Raw genomic sequence first — 15,877 nt, 5'->3', positions numbered from 1 at the left:
GAAAATTTTATGCTGATTTTATATGGAGGAGACAAAGTGACGATTACAAAAACAATGGAAAATAACAAAGCCATTCTCTCGGTCGAGGGATGGCTGGACACAAATTCAGCGCCAGAGCTGGGCAGGGAAATTGAGGCGCTTTCTGATATAGAGAGCCTGATACTTGATTTTGATAAACTGGAATATATTGCATCGGCGGGGCTTCGTATCGTTCTGTTAGCATATAAGAAACTGAAAAGTATAAATGGAACGTTTTCTGTTATCCATGTAAGCAGCGAAGTGATGGATGTATTTAAGCTGACTGGATTTGACCAGAATTTTGATATACAGACAAAATAGGAGGAAAACATTATGATTATTACTAAGACAACGGATGGGACATCATTGACGCTTGTGCTGGAGGGAAGGCTTGATACGATGACGGCGCCTCAGCTGGAGTCAGAGCTGAGAGATAGTATTGAAGGCATAGATAAGCTGTTTTTAGACTTTGCATCATTGGAATATATATCATCGGCAGGATTAAGGATACTGCTTTCAACGCAGAAAATAATGAATAAGCAGGGCAGCATGGTAATAAGAAATGCAAATGAGGGCGTGATGGATATATTTGATATTACAGGATTTGCTGATATTCTGACAATTGAGTGATGGTTTCTGCTGATATTTTCTGACCGGATTGAAAATATTCTTTGGATAAAAAAGAAGTTTCCATAGACGAAAGTAACAGTGGTTATATCAGTATCAGAAATTACAGCAAAGTAATATAGTTTTCTGTTTTTAAAGTGTCTGAAGAATAACATCTTCAGGCACTTTTTGAATCATAGAATCAGGGTTTCAAAAGTTCTGAATTTCCTTAGCCGGTTATTTTTTCTCATTTTTGGTTTTACACAACCATGGCAGAGACTGGTCATAAGACAGGCGGCTATCCTAATAAAATGATATCAGGGCAAAATGGTTTTGCCCTGGCATCTTATGGGAAATGGAAAGGAGTGGCGCTTCAGTGACAATGGAACAGTTATCTGAATTACAGAAAATTCCTATCATGGAACTTAGGCGGGAAGAACTGTCGGACGCAGATGAGGTGGTAATAGATACCTCAAAAAGTCTGAACCAGCGGGTACAGTCCTTTTTCAGGCAGATGAAGAATCCATTTGCGCAGAATGTAGGGGAATATATATTACAGATTGGATATGTGAAAGACGCGCAGGAAACATTGGATGACCGCATGGTGCAGCTTGTCAGAAAGCAGACTGCCATCAGCTGACGAATCATAAATCAGGAGGAATACAGAGTGAAAGCAAAAGATTTTTATAACGTGGCAGTTTATCTCCGCCTGAGCCGGGATGATGAATCGGATGGCAGCACAGAGGCGCCCTTTGGGCATACCTCTATGCCATGGGGCGCGAGAGTGGAAAGCAACAGCATCCGTTCCCAAAGGGATATGATACGTTCCTATATCCGAAAGCAGGACGACATGGAGATTTATGATATCTACGTGGATGATGGATGGTCGGGGGCAAATTTTGACAGGCCGTCTTTTAAGCGGATGATGGAAGATATTGAGGCTGGACGCGTTGACTGTGTGATAGTAAAGGATTTATCCAGATTTGGACGGGATTATATTGAAGCCGGGCGGTTGATTCAGAAAACCTTCCCGGCTTTTTCTGTGCGCTTTATAGCACTGAACGATAATTTTGATTCGCTGACGGCGGATTTTAATGAGAGAGCTTTAGTGCTTCCGGTCAAAAACTTTGTCAATGATGCGTATTGCAGTGATATTTCCAAAAAGGTCAGGAGCCATCAACAGGCCAGGAGGGAAAAAGGGGATTTTATTGGCGCTTTTGCCGTGTATGGCTACCGTAAGGATCCGGAGAATATTAACCAACTGCTTGTGGATAAATATGCCGCCAGTATTGTAAAGAAGATATTTGCATGGAAAATCGCAGGCTTAAGCAGCCTTGCCATAGCGGAAAAACTCAACGGGATGGGAATCCTTTCCCCGATGGAATATAAGAAGTCGCAGGGGGAGAAATTCTCTACCGGGTTTGTTACCCATGTAAAAGCGAAATGGTCGGCGGTGGCAGTCAGGCGGATCTTAACGAATGAACTGTACACGGGAATGATGGTGCAGGGAAAAAACGAAAAGGTCAGCCACAAAGTGAAACGCTCGGTAGAAAAGCCAAAGGAGGAATGGGTGCGCGTACCGGATACCCATGAGGCGGTGGTATCAGCAGAGGATTTTGAAATGGTACAGAAACTGCTTGCAGTAGATACAAGGTCTTCTGCCGGGAAAGCAGGGTGCCATATGTTTGCAGGATTTCTCTGCTGTGGGGACTGCGGGGAGCCGATGATACGGCGGGTAAACCGTTATAAGGGAAGGTCAAAGGTTTATTTTATCTGTCCTACCAGAAACAGGGGACTTGGCTGCACAAGGCATAGCATCCCGGAGGAGGAACTGAAGCGTCTTGTTCTGACAGGACTTAAGCAGCAGCTCGCACTGTTTTTGGATAAGAGTCATGTGCTGGCCCGGATTGAAACAATGGAAGTGCCTTTTGATGAGGTGGCGGCTTTTGATAAAGAAATTCGGAAACTTTATCAGGAACAGGAAAAGTATGTCTCCCTGCGCAGCGGGCTGTATGAGGATTTGAAACAGGGAATCATCACGGAGGAAGATTTCCGGAATTTCCGGCAGATTTATGAAACACAGTATCAGGCGGCGGAGGCTGCCATAGGGCAGCAGGAGGAGGCATTAAAGGTATTATTTAAGGCAGGGGTGTCTGCAGGGGCAAATCTGGAAAAGATGAAATCCACTTTGGAGATTACGGAATTAAGCCGGGATATTCTTGTGACATTTGTGAGCCGCATTCTTGTGTATGAGGATAAACGGGTATTTTTGGAACTCCGGGTAAAAGACATGTTTGCAAAGGTTCTGATGCTGGCAGATTATGATTGTGAATAAAGAGAATGGAGGTATCGCAGTATGCCACGGATTTCAAAAAGGAAAAAGACAGGGCCGGTTCCTCTTTCCAGGCGTTTCCATGTGGGGGTTTATGCAAGGCTTTCTGTTGATGGGTCAAAGGATTGCGGACAGGAGGAAGCTCTGCAGGCCCGGAAGAATGAGTCCATTAATACGCAGGTTACAATGGCAAAGCAGTACCTGAAGGAACACCCGGAAATGGAACTTTATGACTGTTATACGGATCTGGGCAGGACTGGAACCAATTTCAGGCGGGAAGGCTTTGAGCGCATGATGCAGGATGTGCGAAAGAAATGCATTGACTGTGTGATTGTCAAGGATTTATCCCGTTTCGGCAGGAATCATATAGAAGCGGGGAATTATATCCAGAAGATTTTTCCTTTTATGGGCGTCCGCTTTATTGCCCTTGCAGATGGGATTGATACATTCGCGGAAAAATCCGATGCGGATGAAATGGCGCTGAACCTTAAAAACCTTCTGAATGAAATGTATGCCAGGGATATTGCCGAAAAGATAAAGTCCGGCAAGCGCAGCCGTCAGGAACAGGGGAGTTATACCGGGGGCGTCCCGCCTTATGGTTACCGGGCGGAATGGATGGATGGGAAGAAATGCCTTTTGGCCTGTCCGGAGACGTCAGGGATTGTCAGGGATATTTATGGGATGTATTTATCCGGTAAAAATATGGGGCAGATTGCCGGGAAACTGTATGAAAGGGGGATACACAGGCCGGGGATTTATAAAAAGACGGGGCATGTGTACCGGCAGGAGGGGGAGGTTTTAGAGCAATGGAGTGCTGCGACAGTCAGACTCATTCTGACAAACCCGGTCTATATGGGCTGTCTGGTGCAGGGGATAACCTGTGGGAAACAGTATAAAATCAGGAACCGCCATGATGTGGACAGCGGGGATTATAGCATGAAATGGGGAAGCCATGAGCCCCTTGTCAGTGAGGATGTGTTTTTCCAGGTGGCTGCCATGTTTGAAAAGTCGGCAGCAAAGTATGGTAATAGCGCCGGTTTTTCTAAAAGGACACCTCCCAAGGAGGATATTTATGCTGGGGTGCTGTTCTGCGGGGACTGTGGAAAGCGAATGGCAAGGGTGGCAAATGCAAAAGAGTTCAGTTCCGGCCATAGGGTACGGTATTATGGGTATTACTGCCCGTCTTCCCGCAGAATGGATGATTTGCAGTGCCCTTCCAGGAGTATTGGTATGAGTGTATTGGATGGACTGGTAAAAACAGCGCTGCATCAGGAGTTTGCCCTTTCAGATCTGCGTCCGGGCAGGCTGGTAAAGGAGTATGAAAGGCAGGCAGAGGAACAAAAAGAAAAAATCAGGCAGGAAATTGTTTCCTGTGGGAAACAGCAGGAATACGGGAAAAAGAGGGGGAGCGAACTGTATCTGAAATACCATGAGGGCAGCCTGTCACTGGAGGAATTTCAGCAGATGAAAAAGGAACAGGATAGATGCCTCTGTGAAATGGCAGGAAGGAAAGAGGAGCTGCAGCACAGGTTAGACGCCATGGAGCGTGAGATAGCGGAAAAAGGAAAGTTCCTGCGTAACTTAATGAAATGTAATGAAAAGACGAAGCTGACAAAGGATATCATACATACGCTGGTCCGCCGGATTGATGTGTTTACCGGTCATCGGGTAAAAATCACGTTTGCTTTTTGTATGAATGAATTATTATATGCTGATGAAAATGGCAAATCGGGGAAAGAGGGCGTACAGCATGAGTAAAAAGAGGGAAGGAATCAGACAGACGGATAAGGAAAAGGCTGTAACACATGCAATCCGCATTGCCATCTATATGCGCCTTTCCAAAACAGATGAAACCATGCGGGAGGAAAGTAACAGTATTTCCATGCAGCGTATTCTGATAAGGAAGTATATAGCATCCCGTTTTACAGAATGTGAGGTTATGGAATACCAGGATGACGGATTTTCGGGGACGAATTTCAACCGCCCGGGGGTGCAGCGTCTTTTGGAGGATGCCAGAAATGAAAAGTTTGATTGCGTGGTGGTAAAAGATTTGTCCCGCTTTGGCAGGGATTATATGGAAGTGGGCTCTTATCTGGAGCAGATATTTCCCTTTTTGGGAATCCGCTTTATTTCCATTAACGACCATTACGACAGCGGCAGTGTGCAGGGAAATGCCGCCGATTTGGATGTGAATTTCAAAAATCTGCTCTATGACCTGTACAGCAGGGATTTATCGCAGAAAGTGAAGACTTCGCTGCGGGCAAGAAAGGAAAGCGGACTGTATGTTAGCGCCAATGCCCCGTTTGGCTATGAAAAAGCCCCGGATGACAGGCATATGCTTGTTATCTGCGAGGAGGAAGCGGCGGTGGTGCGGGAGATTTTTTCCCTTGCCCTGCAGGGGATGACGTCTTCTCAGACAGCAAAGAAATTAAATTTGGAAAAGGTTCCTGCTCCGGTGGAGTTTAAGATCAGGAAAGGCACAACTTCCCGCAAGCCAAAGGGGGATAAGTTTTACTGGAGCAGCAGTACGATATGCAGTATCTTACGGAATCCGGTATATGCCGGGGATGCGGTGTATGGCAAGACAGAGAGGGAACAGGTGGGAGGCCGCAATGTCCTGAAGACAAGGGCAGAGTGGAAGGTGACAGGAAACCACCATGCCCCCATCATTGCCAGGGAAGATTTTGAGAAAGTCCAGGAAAGCAGGAGGAAAAGCTGCAAAAAAGAACGGAGAAGCAGGCATCCGTTGATTGGCAGGGCAGTGTGTGGATGCTGCAGACGCAACCTGAGTATAAAGGAGGGGCTTAATCCCTATTTTACCTGTCATAACCGGTATGTGACCGGATTGGGGGCATGTGTCGGCAAAGTGAATGCCATGTTTTTGGAGCAGGTAGTTTTGTTTCGGCTGGAGGAATATCTGAAAGGGCAGAACCTTACCGCAGAAGTTTCCCAAAAGGTTAAGGATGATTTGGCAGGAAAACGTGACGAACTGCTGCTGGATTTGAGACAGGCGGAATGGGAGCATGACAGGTTGAAGAAGCAGCACTGTGAGAGTTGCCGGTTATATTCTCAGGGAGGGCAGACAGAGGTAATGGAGAGGTATATTGACAGTATAGTGGTTTTTAATGAAGAAGAAATAGAAATCAGGTGGAAAATGTGAGAAGGGTTTACATGCAAACCTTTCTCACACTGGAAGAATGCAAAACCGCTATTCTTCATCCAAATAGTCTGTTTTGCAATGGTTTAACATGGCGGATGGGATTTTGTGGCAATTAGCTGACAGAAGGTATGCAAAAAGGTGATTGTCCGCCAGGCGAACCGCTAAAACGGGGAAGTTTCGAAATGAAGAAGTAAAAAATTTTTCTGCAACTATTTGACACAAGAGGGAATTGATTACAGTCATCCGGATTTTCGAAATGAGGATGGCAGTACCAGGATTCTGGCCCTGTATGACGAAACGCTGGACAGAGAATTTACTGCAGAAGAAATTAATCAGGCCCTGGAAAGTCCCGATGAACGGGAGCGGTTCCGTATGGTGCCCAGCCGGGATACTTCCGGGCATGGCACCCATGTGGCAGGGATTGCAGCCGGAAACGGGCGGGCTTCCGGCGGAGTGAACCGGGGCGTGGCTTACGAAAGTCCTCTGCTGGTTGTAAAACTGGGAACTCAGGAACCAAATGGATTTCCAAGAACTACTCAGCTTATGCGGGGCCTTGACTATGTGGTGCAAAAATCCCTGGAATACCAGATGCCCATGGCAGTTAATATCAGTTTTGGAAATACTTATGGCTCCCACAGCGGGACAGCGCTGCTGGAAAGCTATATCAATGATATTTCCAATTACTGGAAGACCAGTATTTCCATTGGAACTGGAAACGAAGGAGCTGCCAGAGGACATACCTCCGGGATTTTGCAGCAGGGACAGGAACAGGAGATTGAGCTGGGGGTGGGAGAGTATGAAAGTACCATCAATCTGCAGCTCTGGAAATCCTATGCGGATCAGTATGATGTGGTTCTGATTCATCCTTCCGGGATTCGTATCGGCCCCATACGTCAGGTTCAGGGACCTCAGCGTTTTGTTCTGGGAGAGACGGAACTGCTGATTTATTATGGAGAACCCAGTCCCTATAATCTTTATCAGGAAATTTATATGGATTTTCTTCCCAGGAGTGATTACATTGACGGGGGAATCTGGAAAATCCGGCTGGTGCCGGAGCGGATTGTCCGGGGAAATTATGACCTGTGGCTGCCGGGACAGACTGTGCTGAATCAGGGCACCGGATTTCTGTATCCGGTAGAAGAAACCACCCTGACCATTCCCTCCACAGCGGAAAAAGTTATCTCAGTGGGGGCCTATGACTCCAGGTATAATCAGCTTGCGGATTTCTCCGGCCGGGGATTTACCAGACAGACCAATCAGATAAAACCGGATCTGGCAGCCCCCGGCGTGGATATCTGCTCTGCAGCTCCGGGAGGCGGATATGCGGTGCGCAGCGGAACCTCCATGGCTACGCCTTTTGTGACCGGGAGCGCAGCGCTTTTGATGCAGTGGGGGATTGTGGAAGGGAATGATCCCTATCTGTATGCTGCTGTTATAATTGGACTAAGTTAGAAAAACCTTGAAAAACAGGGGGTTCTGCTTAGTCCATTTTCATTTCAGCAGGTTTTCTATACCTGAAATTAAGACAAGTAGCGCTACAAAAAGTATAGCACAGATATGTTGGCATGGAAAGCTAATTCGGGTTGCCAGTTAGCCGCATTTTGGGTAACTGGCAGCACGAATCCACAAGGGTTTGGGAGTGTAGCTCCCAAGTATTTCAAAATGGAGGACAAGCTATGGCAGCAAATACAGCGAAAGGTGCAGAAAAGAAGGATACTCGCACAATTACTTTCAAAAACAAGGAACATAGAGATTTTTATAGAGAGTATCTGCATGATATTGTCAATATTGGTTGACACTTTTTTTACAAGGATATGAATGCCTAAGCTGCAATCCCCGGAGATTCATAATATTTCTTCCGTATTATGACGGTCATAAAGGAGTTCCTCCTTCATCCTCGCCCACATGCTCTCACATCGGGCATTGTCATGGCAGCGTCCCCCTGCACTGTTCATGCTCTGGCGGATGCCATATTTGGCAACTGCTTTCCGGTAAGCTTCGCTGGTGTACTGCGTTCCACGGTCAGAGTGGATAATGGCTCCCCTGAGCGCCGGATACGATTGGACGGCGTTGGCAAGGGTTCGTTCACATAATGCCGCTTTCATATTCGTATCCATCGCCAGCCCGAGGACTGCAGCATCATAGCAGTCAAATATGGCGGATACATAAAGTTTTCCGTTTTTTTGCCTTGATTTCGGTTATGTCCGTGACGCATTTTTTCAGTGGCTCTGCAGATGTGAAGTCTCGTTTCAGCAGGTCATCCGATTTGCGTGCTTCACGGTCAGCTTTGGTAATTCCGTTCGGTCTGCGTTTCGGGCGATGGCTGAGTCCGATTTCCTTCATGATGCGCTAAACGGTTCTTTCGCCGGGAATGCGGACCCCTTCCGGCTGTTTCAGAAGAAGCGCCTGATACATACGGATTCTTCCATAGGCATCGCTGCATTCATCCTCTGATGCGATTGCCCGCATGGCATCAGCTAAATCCTGATATTTCCACGAGCGGTCTTTGTTTGCCAGATATTTATAAAACCCCTGTCGTGTTACTTTTAACATCCGGCAGTAAAAAGAAATCTTCCCCCTGGTAACGCCGTCCTCGGTTTTTATAGCAAGGAACATCATTCTCTGCCTTTTGCAGACTTCCGATGGCTGGCGGCGAAAAAAGCGCTTGCTTCCTCAGGAAATTCATTTTCCTCTTTCAGACGGCGTATTTCTTTTTCCTGATCCCTGACCTGTCTGCGCAGAACTGTCAGTTCCTCTGCGAGACTCATGGCTGTCTGGGGCGTATGTGAACCAGGGCCGGCATCCAGCCGTCCCTCCCTGGCTGCTTTTGTCCACGCGTACATGGTATTTTCGGGAATTCCTGATTCAACAGCCGCTTTTGCACCGCCGATTTCTTTTGCCAGTTTCACGGCCTGGATTTTGAAATCCATGTCGTATTTCCTTTGTTTTTTTGCCATTGCAGTTGCCTCCTTATTTCTCTTTAACTATACATCAAATCCTTGAGTATAAGATGTCAACTAAAATGATACAACATCAGTATGAGAAGACATCTACAGTCTTTACCTCTAATAAGACCTTTTCCCAATGGAATGAGGTATTTGCTGATGTCACCATTGCTTCCGCCATTCTGGACCGGGTTCTGCATCATTGTACCGTGGTCAATATCAAAGGAGAGTCATACAGGCTGAAAGAACGCAAGGAATTTATGCGCCAGAAGCAGCAGACCGTGAATACGCTTTTTGAGCAGGGAAACACCTGAAGATGTAACATGATTCCACTGAAAAACTACAAAATTTGGTTGGCGTTTTCTTACAATTTTAAATCGTCGTTGACAGTAACAGTAAGGAAAAGCAGCCTCTTGAGAACTGGCAGAAATATATGGAAAATGGCGAGTACCTCCGAAGCATTGAGAGTGGGGAAGAACAAAATTACAGCTTTATTGACGGGAACAAAAATAACTGTAAAAAGAACAATGGCAGGGCATCCGTTTTGAAAAAACTGCGGCAGAAGCAGGCGGAAATCGCGAAGCGGAGCGTAAAGCCCGCACAGCAGATGGCAATAACAGAAGATATGGAGCGTAGACGGAAATAAGAAAAGAGGGAAGCGTCTGGTATGTGTTGCCGGATGCTTCCTTTTTATTTATGATAATGAAAAACATTGCATTATAATATGATATGTATCTTATAAGGCAGAATCCTATGAGTTATGTCTTGAACAACAGGGAATTTCTCTGTATAATAAAACCATAGCAGACAGGGCATAGATAACCTGCCAGGCTAAATGGCGGAGGCCGGAACTGAGGTGGTATTGTGCAGGGTGGAATAGCGCAGGAAGAATTAAAAGAGAAAACAGAGGAAAAACAGGGAGCATTTGCAAAATATACGGTGAAAGACAGCGTATTTACGACACTCTTCCAGGATAAGAAATACCTGATACAGCTTTACCGTGCGCTCCATCCGGAAGATACGGAGACTACGGAAGATGGACTTATGGATATTACAATAAGGAACGTACTCATGAATGGGATCTATAACGATCTTGGTTTCCGTGTAGGGGATAAAATTATGATCCTTGTTGAGCAGCAGTCTTCATGGACGATGAATATTATTGTACGTGCGCTTATGTACCTGGTGCAGACTTACCATGATTATTTTGAAGAACAGGATGCCGATCTATACGGGAGCCGGAAAGTCCATGTGCCGGAGCCGGAATTATACATGATCTATACAGGGAGGCGTGTGGGCAGGCCAGAGGCTGTTTCATTTTCCGAAGAATTTTTCGGTGGGAAGGAATGCGCCATTGAAGTAAAAGTGAAAGTGATCTATGACGGCAAAGGAAATGACATTATCAGCCAGTATGTTGCGTTCACAAAGGTATATAATGAACAGGTAAAACAGTATGGGAGAAGCCGGGAGGCGGTTACGGAAACCATCCGTATCTGCAAGGACAGGGACGTACTCCGTGAATTTTTAGCAGATAGGGAAAAGGAGGTTATATCAATTATGATGACATTGTTCGATGAAGAGAGGATCATGCGTACCCACATAGCCAGTGAGAAGAAAGAAGCTGCGAAGGAAACGGCAGAAAAGATGTTAAAGATGGGAAAGCTGTCGGTAGAAGAGATTGCAAGCTGTTTTACAGAATTATCTGTAGAGGATATTCAGGAAATTGAAAAAGGGCTGCTTCAGACGGTATAGCATTTGGGGTAAGCCGATACAGGAAGAAAAATATATAGAATCCCCGGTTGTAAATGAATACAGCCGGGGTTATTCATATGGAGGGTACAGTGAAAGAATCAGAACTGATAGGGAAAGTACACTCTGCTGTCTACCATCAGTGCCTGCAGCGGGGGTATGCTACCCCGGCAGATGTGCTGGTTGACGTAGGAGTGCTGCCAAAAGAAAAATATGAGGACTGGAGATTCGGAAAAGTGCGGTATCTGGAAGCCGCTTGCACATGCAATTTGAAGAAACTTTCTTTTATTATGAAACAGATTCGTTCTTATGCTCAAAAATCCAATTTAAAACCGTCATTCTGCTATTATAAGCGGTGGGGCGTGAAGAAAAAACATGGGCATAAGCCGGTAATCCCCTTACGTTTCAGCAAAAGCGGAAATCTGGAAATTGAAAAAGCCTATGCAACACATTATGTGGATTTGGGAAGGGCGGAGCAGCTAAAAAAGGAAAAGATGGAGAAAGCTGCGGCAATCCAGGCAGGAAGATTGGATAAGACGTCAGGTATGCCGGAAATAAATATTTCTGAAAATAACAATGGTTGACAAAATGGGGAAAGCGGATGGGAAAAGAAACGGATAAAAAATATAAAGTTATGAAAACGATTATGGATGTCCTGGAAGATATTTTATGCTCTTATCAGGGCAGGGGGCATCTGTCCGCATATACCGACCTGGATTCCCTTGCGCTGTTTGCAAGTCTTGTGGCATACGGGCAGATCCAGGTGGAAAATTACCAGTATGACTATGATAATGACATCCGGGAGGATGGGGAAGCTGTCCAGATTTATCAGGAGCTTGCCCCGCAGACAAGATGGCGTGTCGGGTAGTGTCAACGCCGATTTAAAAATGTAAGAAAACGCCGATTATATTTTGTAGTTTTTCGGCGGAGTCATGTAACCTTTTCAAGTGTTTCCCTGCTCAAAAAGTGTGTTTACGATCTGCTGCTTTTGACGCATGAATTCCTTGCGTTCTTTCAGCCTGTATGATTCGCCTTTGATGTTGACTATTGTGCAGTGATGCAGAACACGGTCCAGAATGGCTGAGGCAATGGTGACATCAGCAAACACCTCATTCCACTGCGAAAAAGTCTTGTTAGAGGTAAAGACCGTGGATGTCTTTTCATACCGCCTTGCGATGAGCTGGAAAAACAGGTTGGCCCCCTGAATGTCCATAGGGAGATATCCAATCTCATCAATGATAAGCATCCTGTACCTGGACAGGATTTTGAGCCTGTCCGGCAGCCGGTTCTCAAAGTGGGCTTTCTTGAGCTGTTCAATGAGCTGGTGACAGTTGATGTAGTAGGTTGAAAACCTGTGTCTTGCAGCTACAAGCCCAAGGGCTGAGGCAAGATGCGTCTTTCCCACTCCCGGCGGCCCCAGAAAGACTACATTTTCCCCGTTTTCCAGGAAACGCATGGTTGCCAGTTCATCGATCTGGCGTTTATCAATAGAGGGCTGAAAGGAAAAATCAAAGTCGTCCAGAGTCTTTTTAATGGGGAAACCGGACATCTGAATCTGTTTCTCATATGCGCGTCTGCGCCTGGATTTCGCTTCTTCAGCAAAAATGTGATCCAAAACATCCACGACATTTAATTTCTCCGCTACCGCCCGTTCCAGGTAGTTGTCCAGAATCTCCAGAGTGTTCTTCATCTTGAGGCTTTCCAGATTCTCTTTCAGCCTGTCCATGGTCAATTCATTCATACAGCACCTCGTCATATCTGGACAGGTCAGAAGGTTTCAGGGGAAAATCAATGACCTTGTCCTGTTCCAAAAGTATATTTTCTGCATCCATTGTCTGTTTCATAGTGAGCCGCCTATAGTGCTGCGGATTGACAACCATATCTTTTTTCTGATACGATATCCGGTGCAGAGCTATCTGCTTTCCCTCATAGTAGGCAGCCAGCATACTGTCGAGGGCTACGACTGCCACATCTTTGCCGATGTACTCCGCCGGCACGGAGTACTGGTTTCCGGCATAGGAGATGAGGCAGTCTTTTTGTACCCGGCGCAGGTTGATTTTGTCCATGATGTACTCCCGGCACAGAGGGTTTAACCGTTCCGCTTTCAGACGTTCAAAGGGGATTTCATTGGTGGTGGTTAATTCATGGCTTTGAGCTTCCTTGCTCATAAAAAGTTCTGATTGCCTTAAAAGCGCGCTGCCTCAGATTGTAGACAGTGCGGGTCGTCACCTCCATTCGTTTTGCAATTTCCCCGTCCGGCAAAGCTCCCCAGAAGTCAAAGAGTAAGACTTTGCGCTGCTTGTTCGGCAGGGAGCGGAGTGCTTTATATAAGATTTCGCTATAGACCACGCAGGATAGCTCGTCCGCATAAAGCACAAAATAGTCGGACGGATACCTGTCGTCGTGGCTTAAAGTTTCCAGAAAATAGTCTACCGGCTCGTCGGAGTAATGCTTCTCCACGTTGGCCTTTGCCCGTTTGAGATTTCTGCTGAAATTCCGGGCCACTGTCTTGGTAAAGGAATCCACCATGGCAATGATCCGTTTTTCGTCAGAGGGAGACATCATGCCGCATCCCTCCTTTTTTGCAGATTTGAGCTGGTTAGTCTGTTTCGCCTCCTCACATAACCAGAACACATCTCAAGGGTGCAAACCGGAAAGTTTTTGAAAAATATTTTGAAAAAATTTTTTTGAGTGTATAAATCTATCTAAAAACTGGTTAAGAGCCGCACATACAATTTCCCTCCTTAGACAAAATGGGCCAATCCGCACAAGGCAGACTGGCCCATTTTGGCAAGTGCTTGTCTTGCCCTGAAAAATAAGTTATGAAGATTTCTCGCTTTGCTCTATCTGTAATTCACCCTTTTTCAGCCGGAACACCACATCCGCCTGTTTTGCCAGCTCACCTGAGTGGGTAACAACTATCACGCATTTCTTCATCTGATGGGCGCTTTCTTTCAAGATTTCCGTAATATCCCCAGCCGTATCCTCGTCCAGATTGCCGGTAGGCTCGTCCGCCAGAATCACCGGAGCTTCGCTTGCGAGCGCCCTTGCAATGGCTACCCGCTGCTGCTGGCCGCCGGAGAGTTTCAGCACGTTCCGTTTGGATTCCTCCCTCGTCAGCCCCAGCCGTTCCAGAAACGGGAGTGCCGGTTTCTTTGAAGTCAGCCGGACATTCTCCTGCGGGGTCATATAGTCAATCAGGTTGTAGCTCTGAAAGATAAAAGAAACATTCTTTTTCCGATGGCCTGCCAATCCGGCCTGTGCAATGTCTTTCCCTTCAAACAGGATATTCCCGCTTGTGGGGCTGTCCAGACCACCCAGCAGGGATAGAAGGGTTGTCTTGCCGCACCCGGACGGGCCGAGAATGGCATACATTTTTCCCGCCTCCATCTGCGCATTGATCCCTCTCAGCACCTTCCTCTTTTTGTCATAAGAGTATGTTAGATTTTGCAGTTCCAAAATTCCCATAGAGGCACCTCCTATTCACCTTCGGGCACAAATTCATAGTCAAAATCATAGTCCTTTACTTTATCCGGCACCTCGTAATCTATGATGGGCGAGCCGGATTGCTCCTGCGTTTCGTCTGATTTATTCTCCTTGGGGGTACACCCTGTGAACAGCAATCCCACAAAAAGGAGGACAGAAAACATTTTCCATACTTTTTTCATATCGTTACCGCCTTTCTCAGCTCATTTTCGATAGAATTTCCCGCGGTTTCAGCCGCATGACGGAAATTGAGGATATTCCAGCGGATACCGTTACAATCCCGATCCCCAGCAGGAATAGGAGGCCCATTTCCTCAAGCTGTACACGAACCTGTAATTCCGGGGTTTCGATTTCCGGCTCACCGGTATCTGTTCCGGCCTCCCCACGGGTTCCGGCAGATAAGCCGTCTTCCTGCTGCGCCTCCGTTACCGCCTGCCCGGATTGCAATACGTTTCCCATCTGGCCCGCAATGGCGCTGGCGGAGAAATAAGAGAGGGAAAATGCTAATATCGCAATCAGCAAAACCTCGGCAATATACTGCCCTAAGATGGACAGCTTGCTGATCCCAACCGAGAGCAGGACGCCGGTTTCATGGATGCGGGTTCTGGCCCACATGGTTAGAATGAGCGAGAGGATGGCGATGCTTACAATCAGCGCGATCATCAAAATGGTGGATACCAGCTCCGATAACTGTTCCAAAGAGGACGCGGCGTTTTCATAGTCCTCGTTGTCAACCAGAAAAGAAAAGCCTTTCCAGTCCACGCCGCTGATTTCCTTTACTTTAGAAATGATTTCCTCCATGTTCTGCGGGTCGTTCACCGATACCGTCAGCTCGTTAAAGCCCTGTATTGCGGGGCCGTTTTCGTAAGCCACCAAAGTGGCAAGGTCGGTGATGATAAGGTTTTGTATTTTATCGTAGGTTGTCACCTGATCGTTGATGCCTTCGATTTCTTTTGGAGAGAACAGGCCCACAATCTCAATCTCCACGCCTTTGTCCGTCTGGATTTTGTCACCAATTTTCAGGCCGTTTTTCTCAGCCAAATCCTTGCTGATCAGCCCCTTGTTTTTGTCATCCGGCAGGATATGCCGCCCCTGCGTCAGCGTAAGCTGCCCGGAAGTAAACCGGGTAAGCTCCTCGCTTTTCCATGTGCTTAAAATCTTTGAGGATGCGCGAAATTCTTCCTCAATGGGGATATTGCCGGTAAATAGTTCCAGAGAGGGGAACGCCGCCAGCCCCTCCACGGTGGCGCTGCACTCCTTGATCCCCTCAATTTCCCGGATTTGCTCTACCAGCTCCGGGCTGATCTGCTGGGTGGAATACATCAGGGTTCCGCCCTCCACGCTTTCCACCTTCAAATAGGGGTTGTTTTCCGTGTAGTCAAAGCCAATGAGAAAACTCCCGCCAAGGCTTTGCCGCAGCTCCTGCTGGGCGGCTTTCGAAGCGTTCCCCAGTGCCAGAGCGGTTAATACAAAGGTTGCCATCACCAGCAAGATGACAAAAAGAAGGATACTCTTGCCCCTCTTGCGGACGATATACAGCCACGCTCGATTCATAAAGTTCATAGAATGACCTCCGTTTCA

Annotated in this window: 20 protein-coding genes and 1 pseudogene; 12 read left to right on the top strand and 9 right to left on the bottom strand. The window is 46.8% G+C overall.

The genetic code is table 11. The features are described from left to right. Positions 1-36: 36 nt before the first annotated feature. The 7 genes from C805_RS19520 (at position 37) to C805_RS19490 (ending at position 7,568) form a co-directional block, all read left to right on the top strand. Positions 37-339: an STAS domain-containing protein gene (locus C805_RS19520; RefSeq protein WP_016215708.1), complete on the top strand. Its 303-nt coding sequence runs from the start codon at positions 37-39 to the stop codon at positions 337-339. 12 nt (positions 340-351) lie between these two features. Next, positions 352-648, top strand: a complete 297-nt coding sequence (locus tag C805_RS19515) for an STAS domain-containing protein (RefSeq protein ID WP_016215707.1) — start codon at positions 352-354, stop codon at positions 646-648. Between the two features lie 358 nt (positions 649-1,006). After that, positions 1,007-1,264, top strand: a complete 258-nt coding sequence (locus tag C805_RS19510) for a DUF6870 family protein (RefSeq protein ID WP_022751312.1) — start codon at positions 1,007-1,009, stop codon at positions 1,262-1,264. A 27-nt stretch (positions 1,265-1,291) separates the two neighbouring features. Further along, on the top strand, positions 1,292-2,959 hold the full coding sequence (locus C805_RS19505; protein WP_016215705.1) for a recombinase family protein: 1,668 nt from the start codon (positions 1,292-1,294) through the stop codon (positions 2,957-2,959). A 21-nt stretch (positions 2,960-2,980) separates the two neighbouring features. After that, positions 2,981-4,714 carry a recombinase family protein gene (locus C805_RS19500; RefSeq protein WP_016215704.1) on the top strand — a complete coding sequence of 578 codons (1,734 nt, stop codon included), beginning with the start codon at positions 2,981-2,983 and terminating at the stop codon, positions 4,712-4,714. Further along, positions 4,707-6,116: a recombinase family protein gene (locus C805_RS25440; RefSeq protein ID WP_016215703.1), complete on the top strand. Its 1,410-nt coding sequence runs from the start codon at positions 4,707-4,709 to the stop codon at positions 6,114-6,116. Before C805_RS19500 ends, C805_RS25440 begins: the two co-directional genes overlap by 8 nt. Before the next feature lie 213 nt (positions 6,117-6,329). Continuing rightward, positions 6,330-7,568 carry a S8 family peptidase gene (locus C805_RS19490; RefSeq protein ID WP_016215702.1) on the top strand — a complete coding sequence of 413 codons (1,239 nt, stop codon included), beginning with the start codon at positions 6,330-6,332 and terminating at the stop codon, positions 7,566-7,568. A gap of 392 nt (positions 7,569-7,960) precedes the next feature. Here the strand turns inward: C805_RS19490 and C805_RS27180 are convergent, their stop codons facing one another. From C805_RS27180 to C805_RS19475, 3 genes are all read right to left on the bottom strand, one after another. After that, on the bottom strand, positions 7,961-8,272 hold the full coding sequence (locus C805_RS27180; protein ID WP_242832718.1) for a DDE-type integrase/transposase/recombinase: 312 nt from the start codon (positions 8,270-8,272) through the stop codon (positions 7,961-7,963). A gap of 193 nt (positions 8,273-8,465) precedes the next feature. Further along, the gene (locus C805_RS27175) at positions 8,466-8,735 is read right to left on the bottom strand and encodes a hypothetical protein (RefSeq protein ID WP_016215700.1); all 270 of its coding nucleotides are present in this window, start codon (positions 8,733-8,735) and stop codon (positions 8,466-8,468) included. Further along, positions 8,732-9,073, bottom strand: coding sequence for a transposase (locus tag C805_RS19475; protein WP_016215699.1), 342 nt, complete (start codon positions 9,071-9,073; stop codon positions 8,732-8,734). Before C805_RS19475 ends, C805_RS27175 begins: the two co-directional genes overlap by 4 nt. A 74-nt stretch (positions 9,074-9,147) precedes the next feature. Between C805_RS19475 and C805_RS19470 the strand changes: the two are divergent. The 5 genes and pseudogenes from C805_RS19470 to C805_RS19455 all read left to right on the top strand — a co-directional run. Continuing rightward, a pseudogene (locus tag C805_RS19470) lies at positions 9,148-9,375 on the top strand (ATP-binding protein); the annotation flags it as partial. Between the two features lie 119 nt (positions 9,376-9,494). Continuing rightward, the gene (locus C805_RS0106170) at positions 9,495-9,707 is read left to right on the top strand and encodes a DUF4316 domain-containing protein (protein WP_022751310.1); all 213 of its coding nucleotides are present in this window, start codon (positions 9,495-9,497) and stop codon (positions 9,705-9,707) included. A 218-nt stretch (positions 9,708-9,925) separates the two neighbouring features. After that, on the top strand, positions 9,926-10,813 hold the full coding sequence (locus tag C805_RS19465; RefSeq protein WP_016215697.1) for a hypothetical protein: 888 nt from the start codon (positions 9,926-9,928) through the stop codon (positions 10,811-10,813). Positions 10,814-10,902: 89 nt separating this feature from the next. Further along, positions 10,903-11,394, top strand: a complete 492-nt coding sequence (locus C805_RS19460; protein ID WP_371197669.1) for a hypothetical protein — start codon at positions 10,903-10,905, stop codon at positions 11,392-11,394. Between the two features lie 17 nt (positions 11,395-11,411). Beyond that, positions 11,412-11,678 (top strand): hypothetical protein, encoded by a 267-nt coding sequence (locus C805_RS19455; RefSeq protein WP_016215695.1) that lies wholly within the window; start codon positions 11,412-11,414, stop codon positions 11,676-11,678. A 75-nt stretch (positions 11,679-11,753) separates the two neighbouring features. Here the strand turns inward: C805_RS19455 and istB are convergent, their stop codons facing one another. The 6 genes from istB to C805_RS19425 all read right to left on the bottom strand — a co-directional run bounded on the left by istB (position 11,754) and on the right by C805_RS19425 (position 15,859). After that, positions 11,754-12,551, bottom strand: a complete 798-nt coding sequence (istB, locus tag C805_RS19450) for an IS21-like element helper ATPase IstB (RefSeq protein WP_016215694.1) — start codon at positions 12,549-12,551, stop codon at positions 11,754-11,756. Beyond that, a complete protein-coding gene (locus C805_RS27170; protein ID WP_016215693.1) occupies positions 12,544-12,978 on the bottom strand; it encodes a Mu transposase domain-containing protein in 435 nt (144 codons plus the stop codon). Before C805_RS27170 ends, istB begins: the two co-directional genes overlap by 8 nt. Further along, entirely contained in the window at positions 12,953-13,375 is a 423-nt protein-coding gene (locus C805_RS19440) for an RNA polymerase sigma factor (RefSeq protein WP_016215692.1), read from the bottom strand. Before C805_RS19440 ends, C805_RS27170 begins: the two co-directional genes overlap by 26 nt. A gap of 255 nt (positions 13,376-13,630) precedes the next feature. Next, positions 13,631-14,278, bottom strand: coding sequence for an ATP-binding cassette domain-containing protein (locus tag C805_RS19435; RefSeq protein WP_016215691.1), 648 nt, complete (start codon positions 14,276-14,278; stop codon positions 13,631-13,633). Positions 14,279-14,289: 11 nt separating this feature from the next. After that, the gene (locus tag C805_RS19430; RefSeq protein ID WP_016215690.1) at positions 14,290-14,478 is read right to left on the bottom strand and encodes a hypothetical protein; all 189 of its coding nucleotides are present in this window, start codon (positions 14,476-14,478) and stop codon (positions 14,290-14,292) included. 16 nt (positions 14,479-14,494) lie between these two features. Continuing rightward, the gene (locus C805_RS19425; RefSeq protein WP_016215689.1) at positions 14,495-15,859 is read right to left on the bottom strand and encodes an ABC transporter permease; all 1,365 of its coding nucleotides are present in this window, start codon (positions 15,857-15,859) and stop codon (positions 14,495-14,497) included. Between the last annotated feature and the right edge of the window lie 18 nt (positions 15,860-15,877).

It is taken from the genome of Eubacterium sp. 14-2, from assembly GCF_000403845.2.
Taxonomy (GTDB): domain Bacteria; phylum Bacillota; class Clostridia; order Lachnospirales; family Lachnospiraceae; genus Petralouisia.
This window is presented reverse-complemented; position numbering and strand designations above follow the sequence as displayed.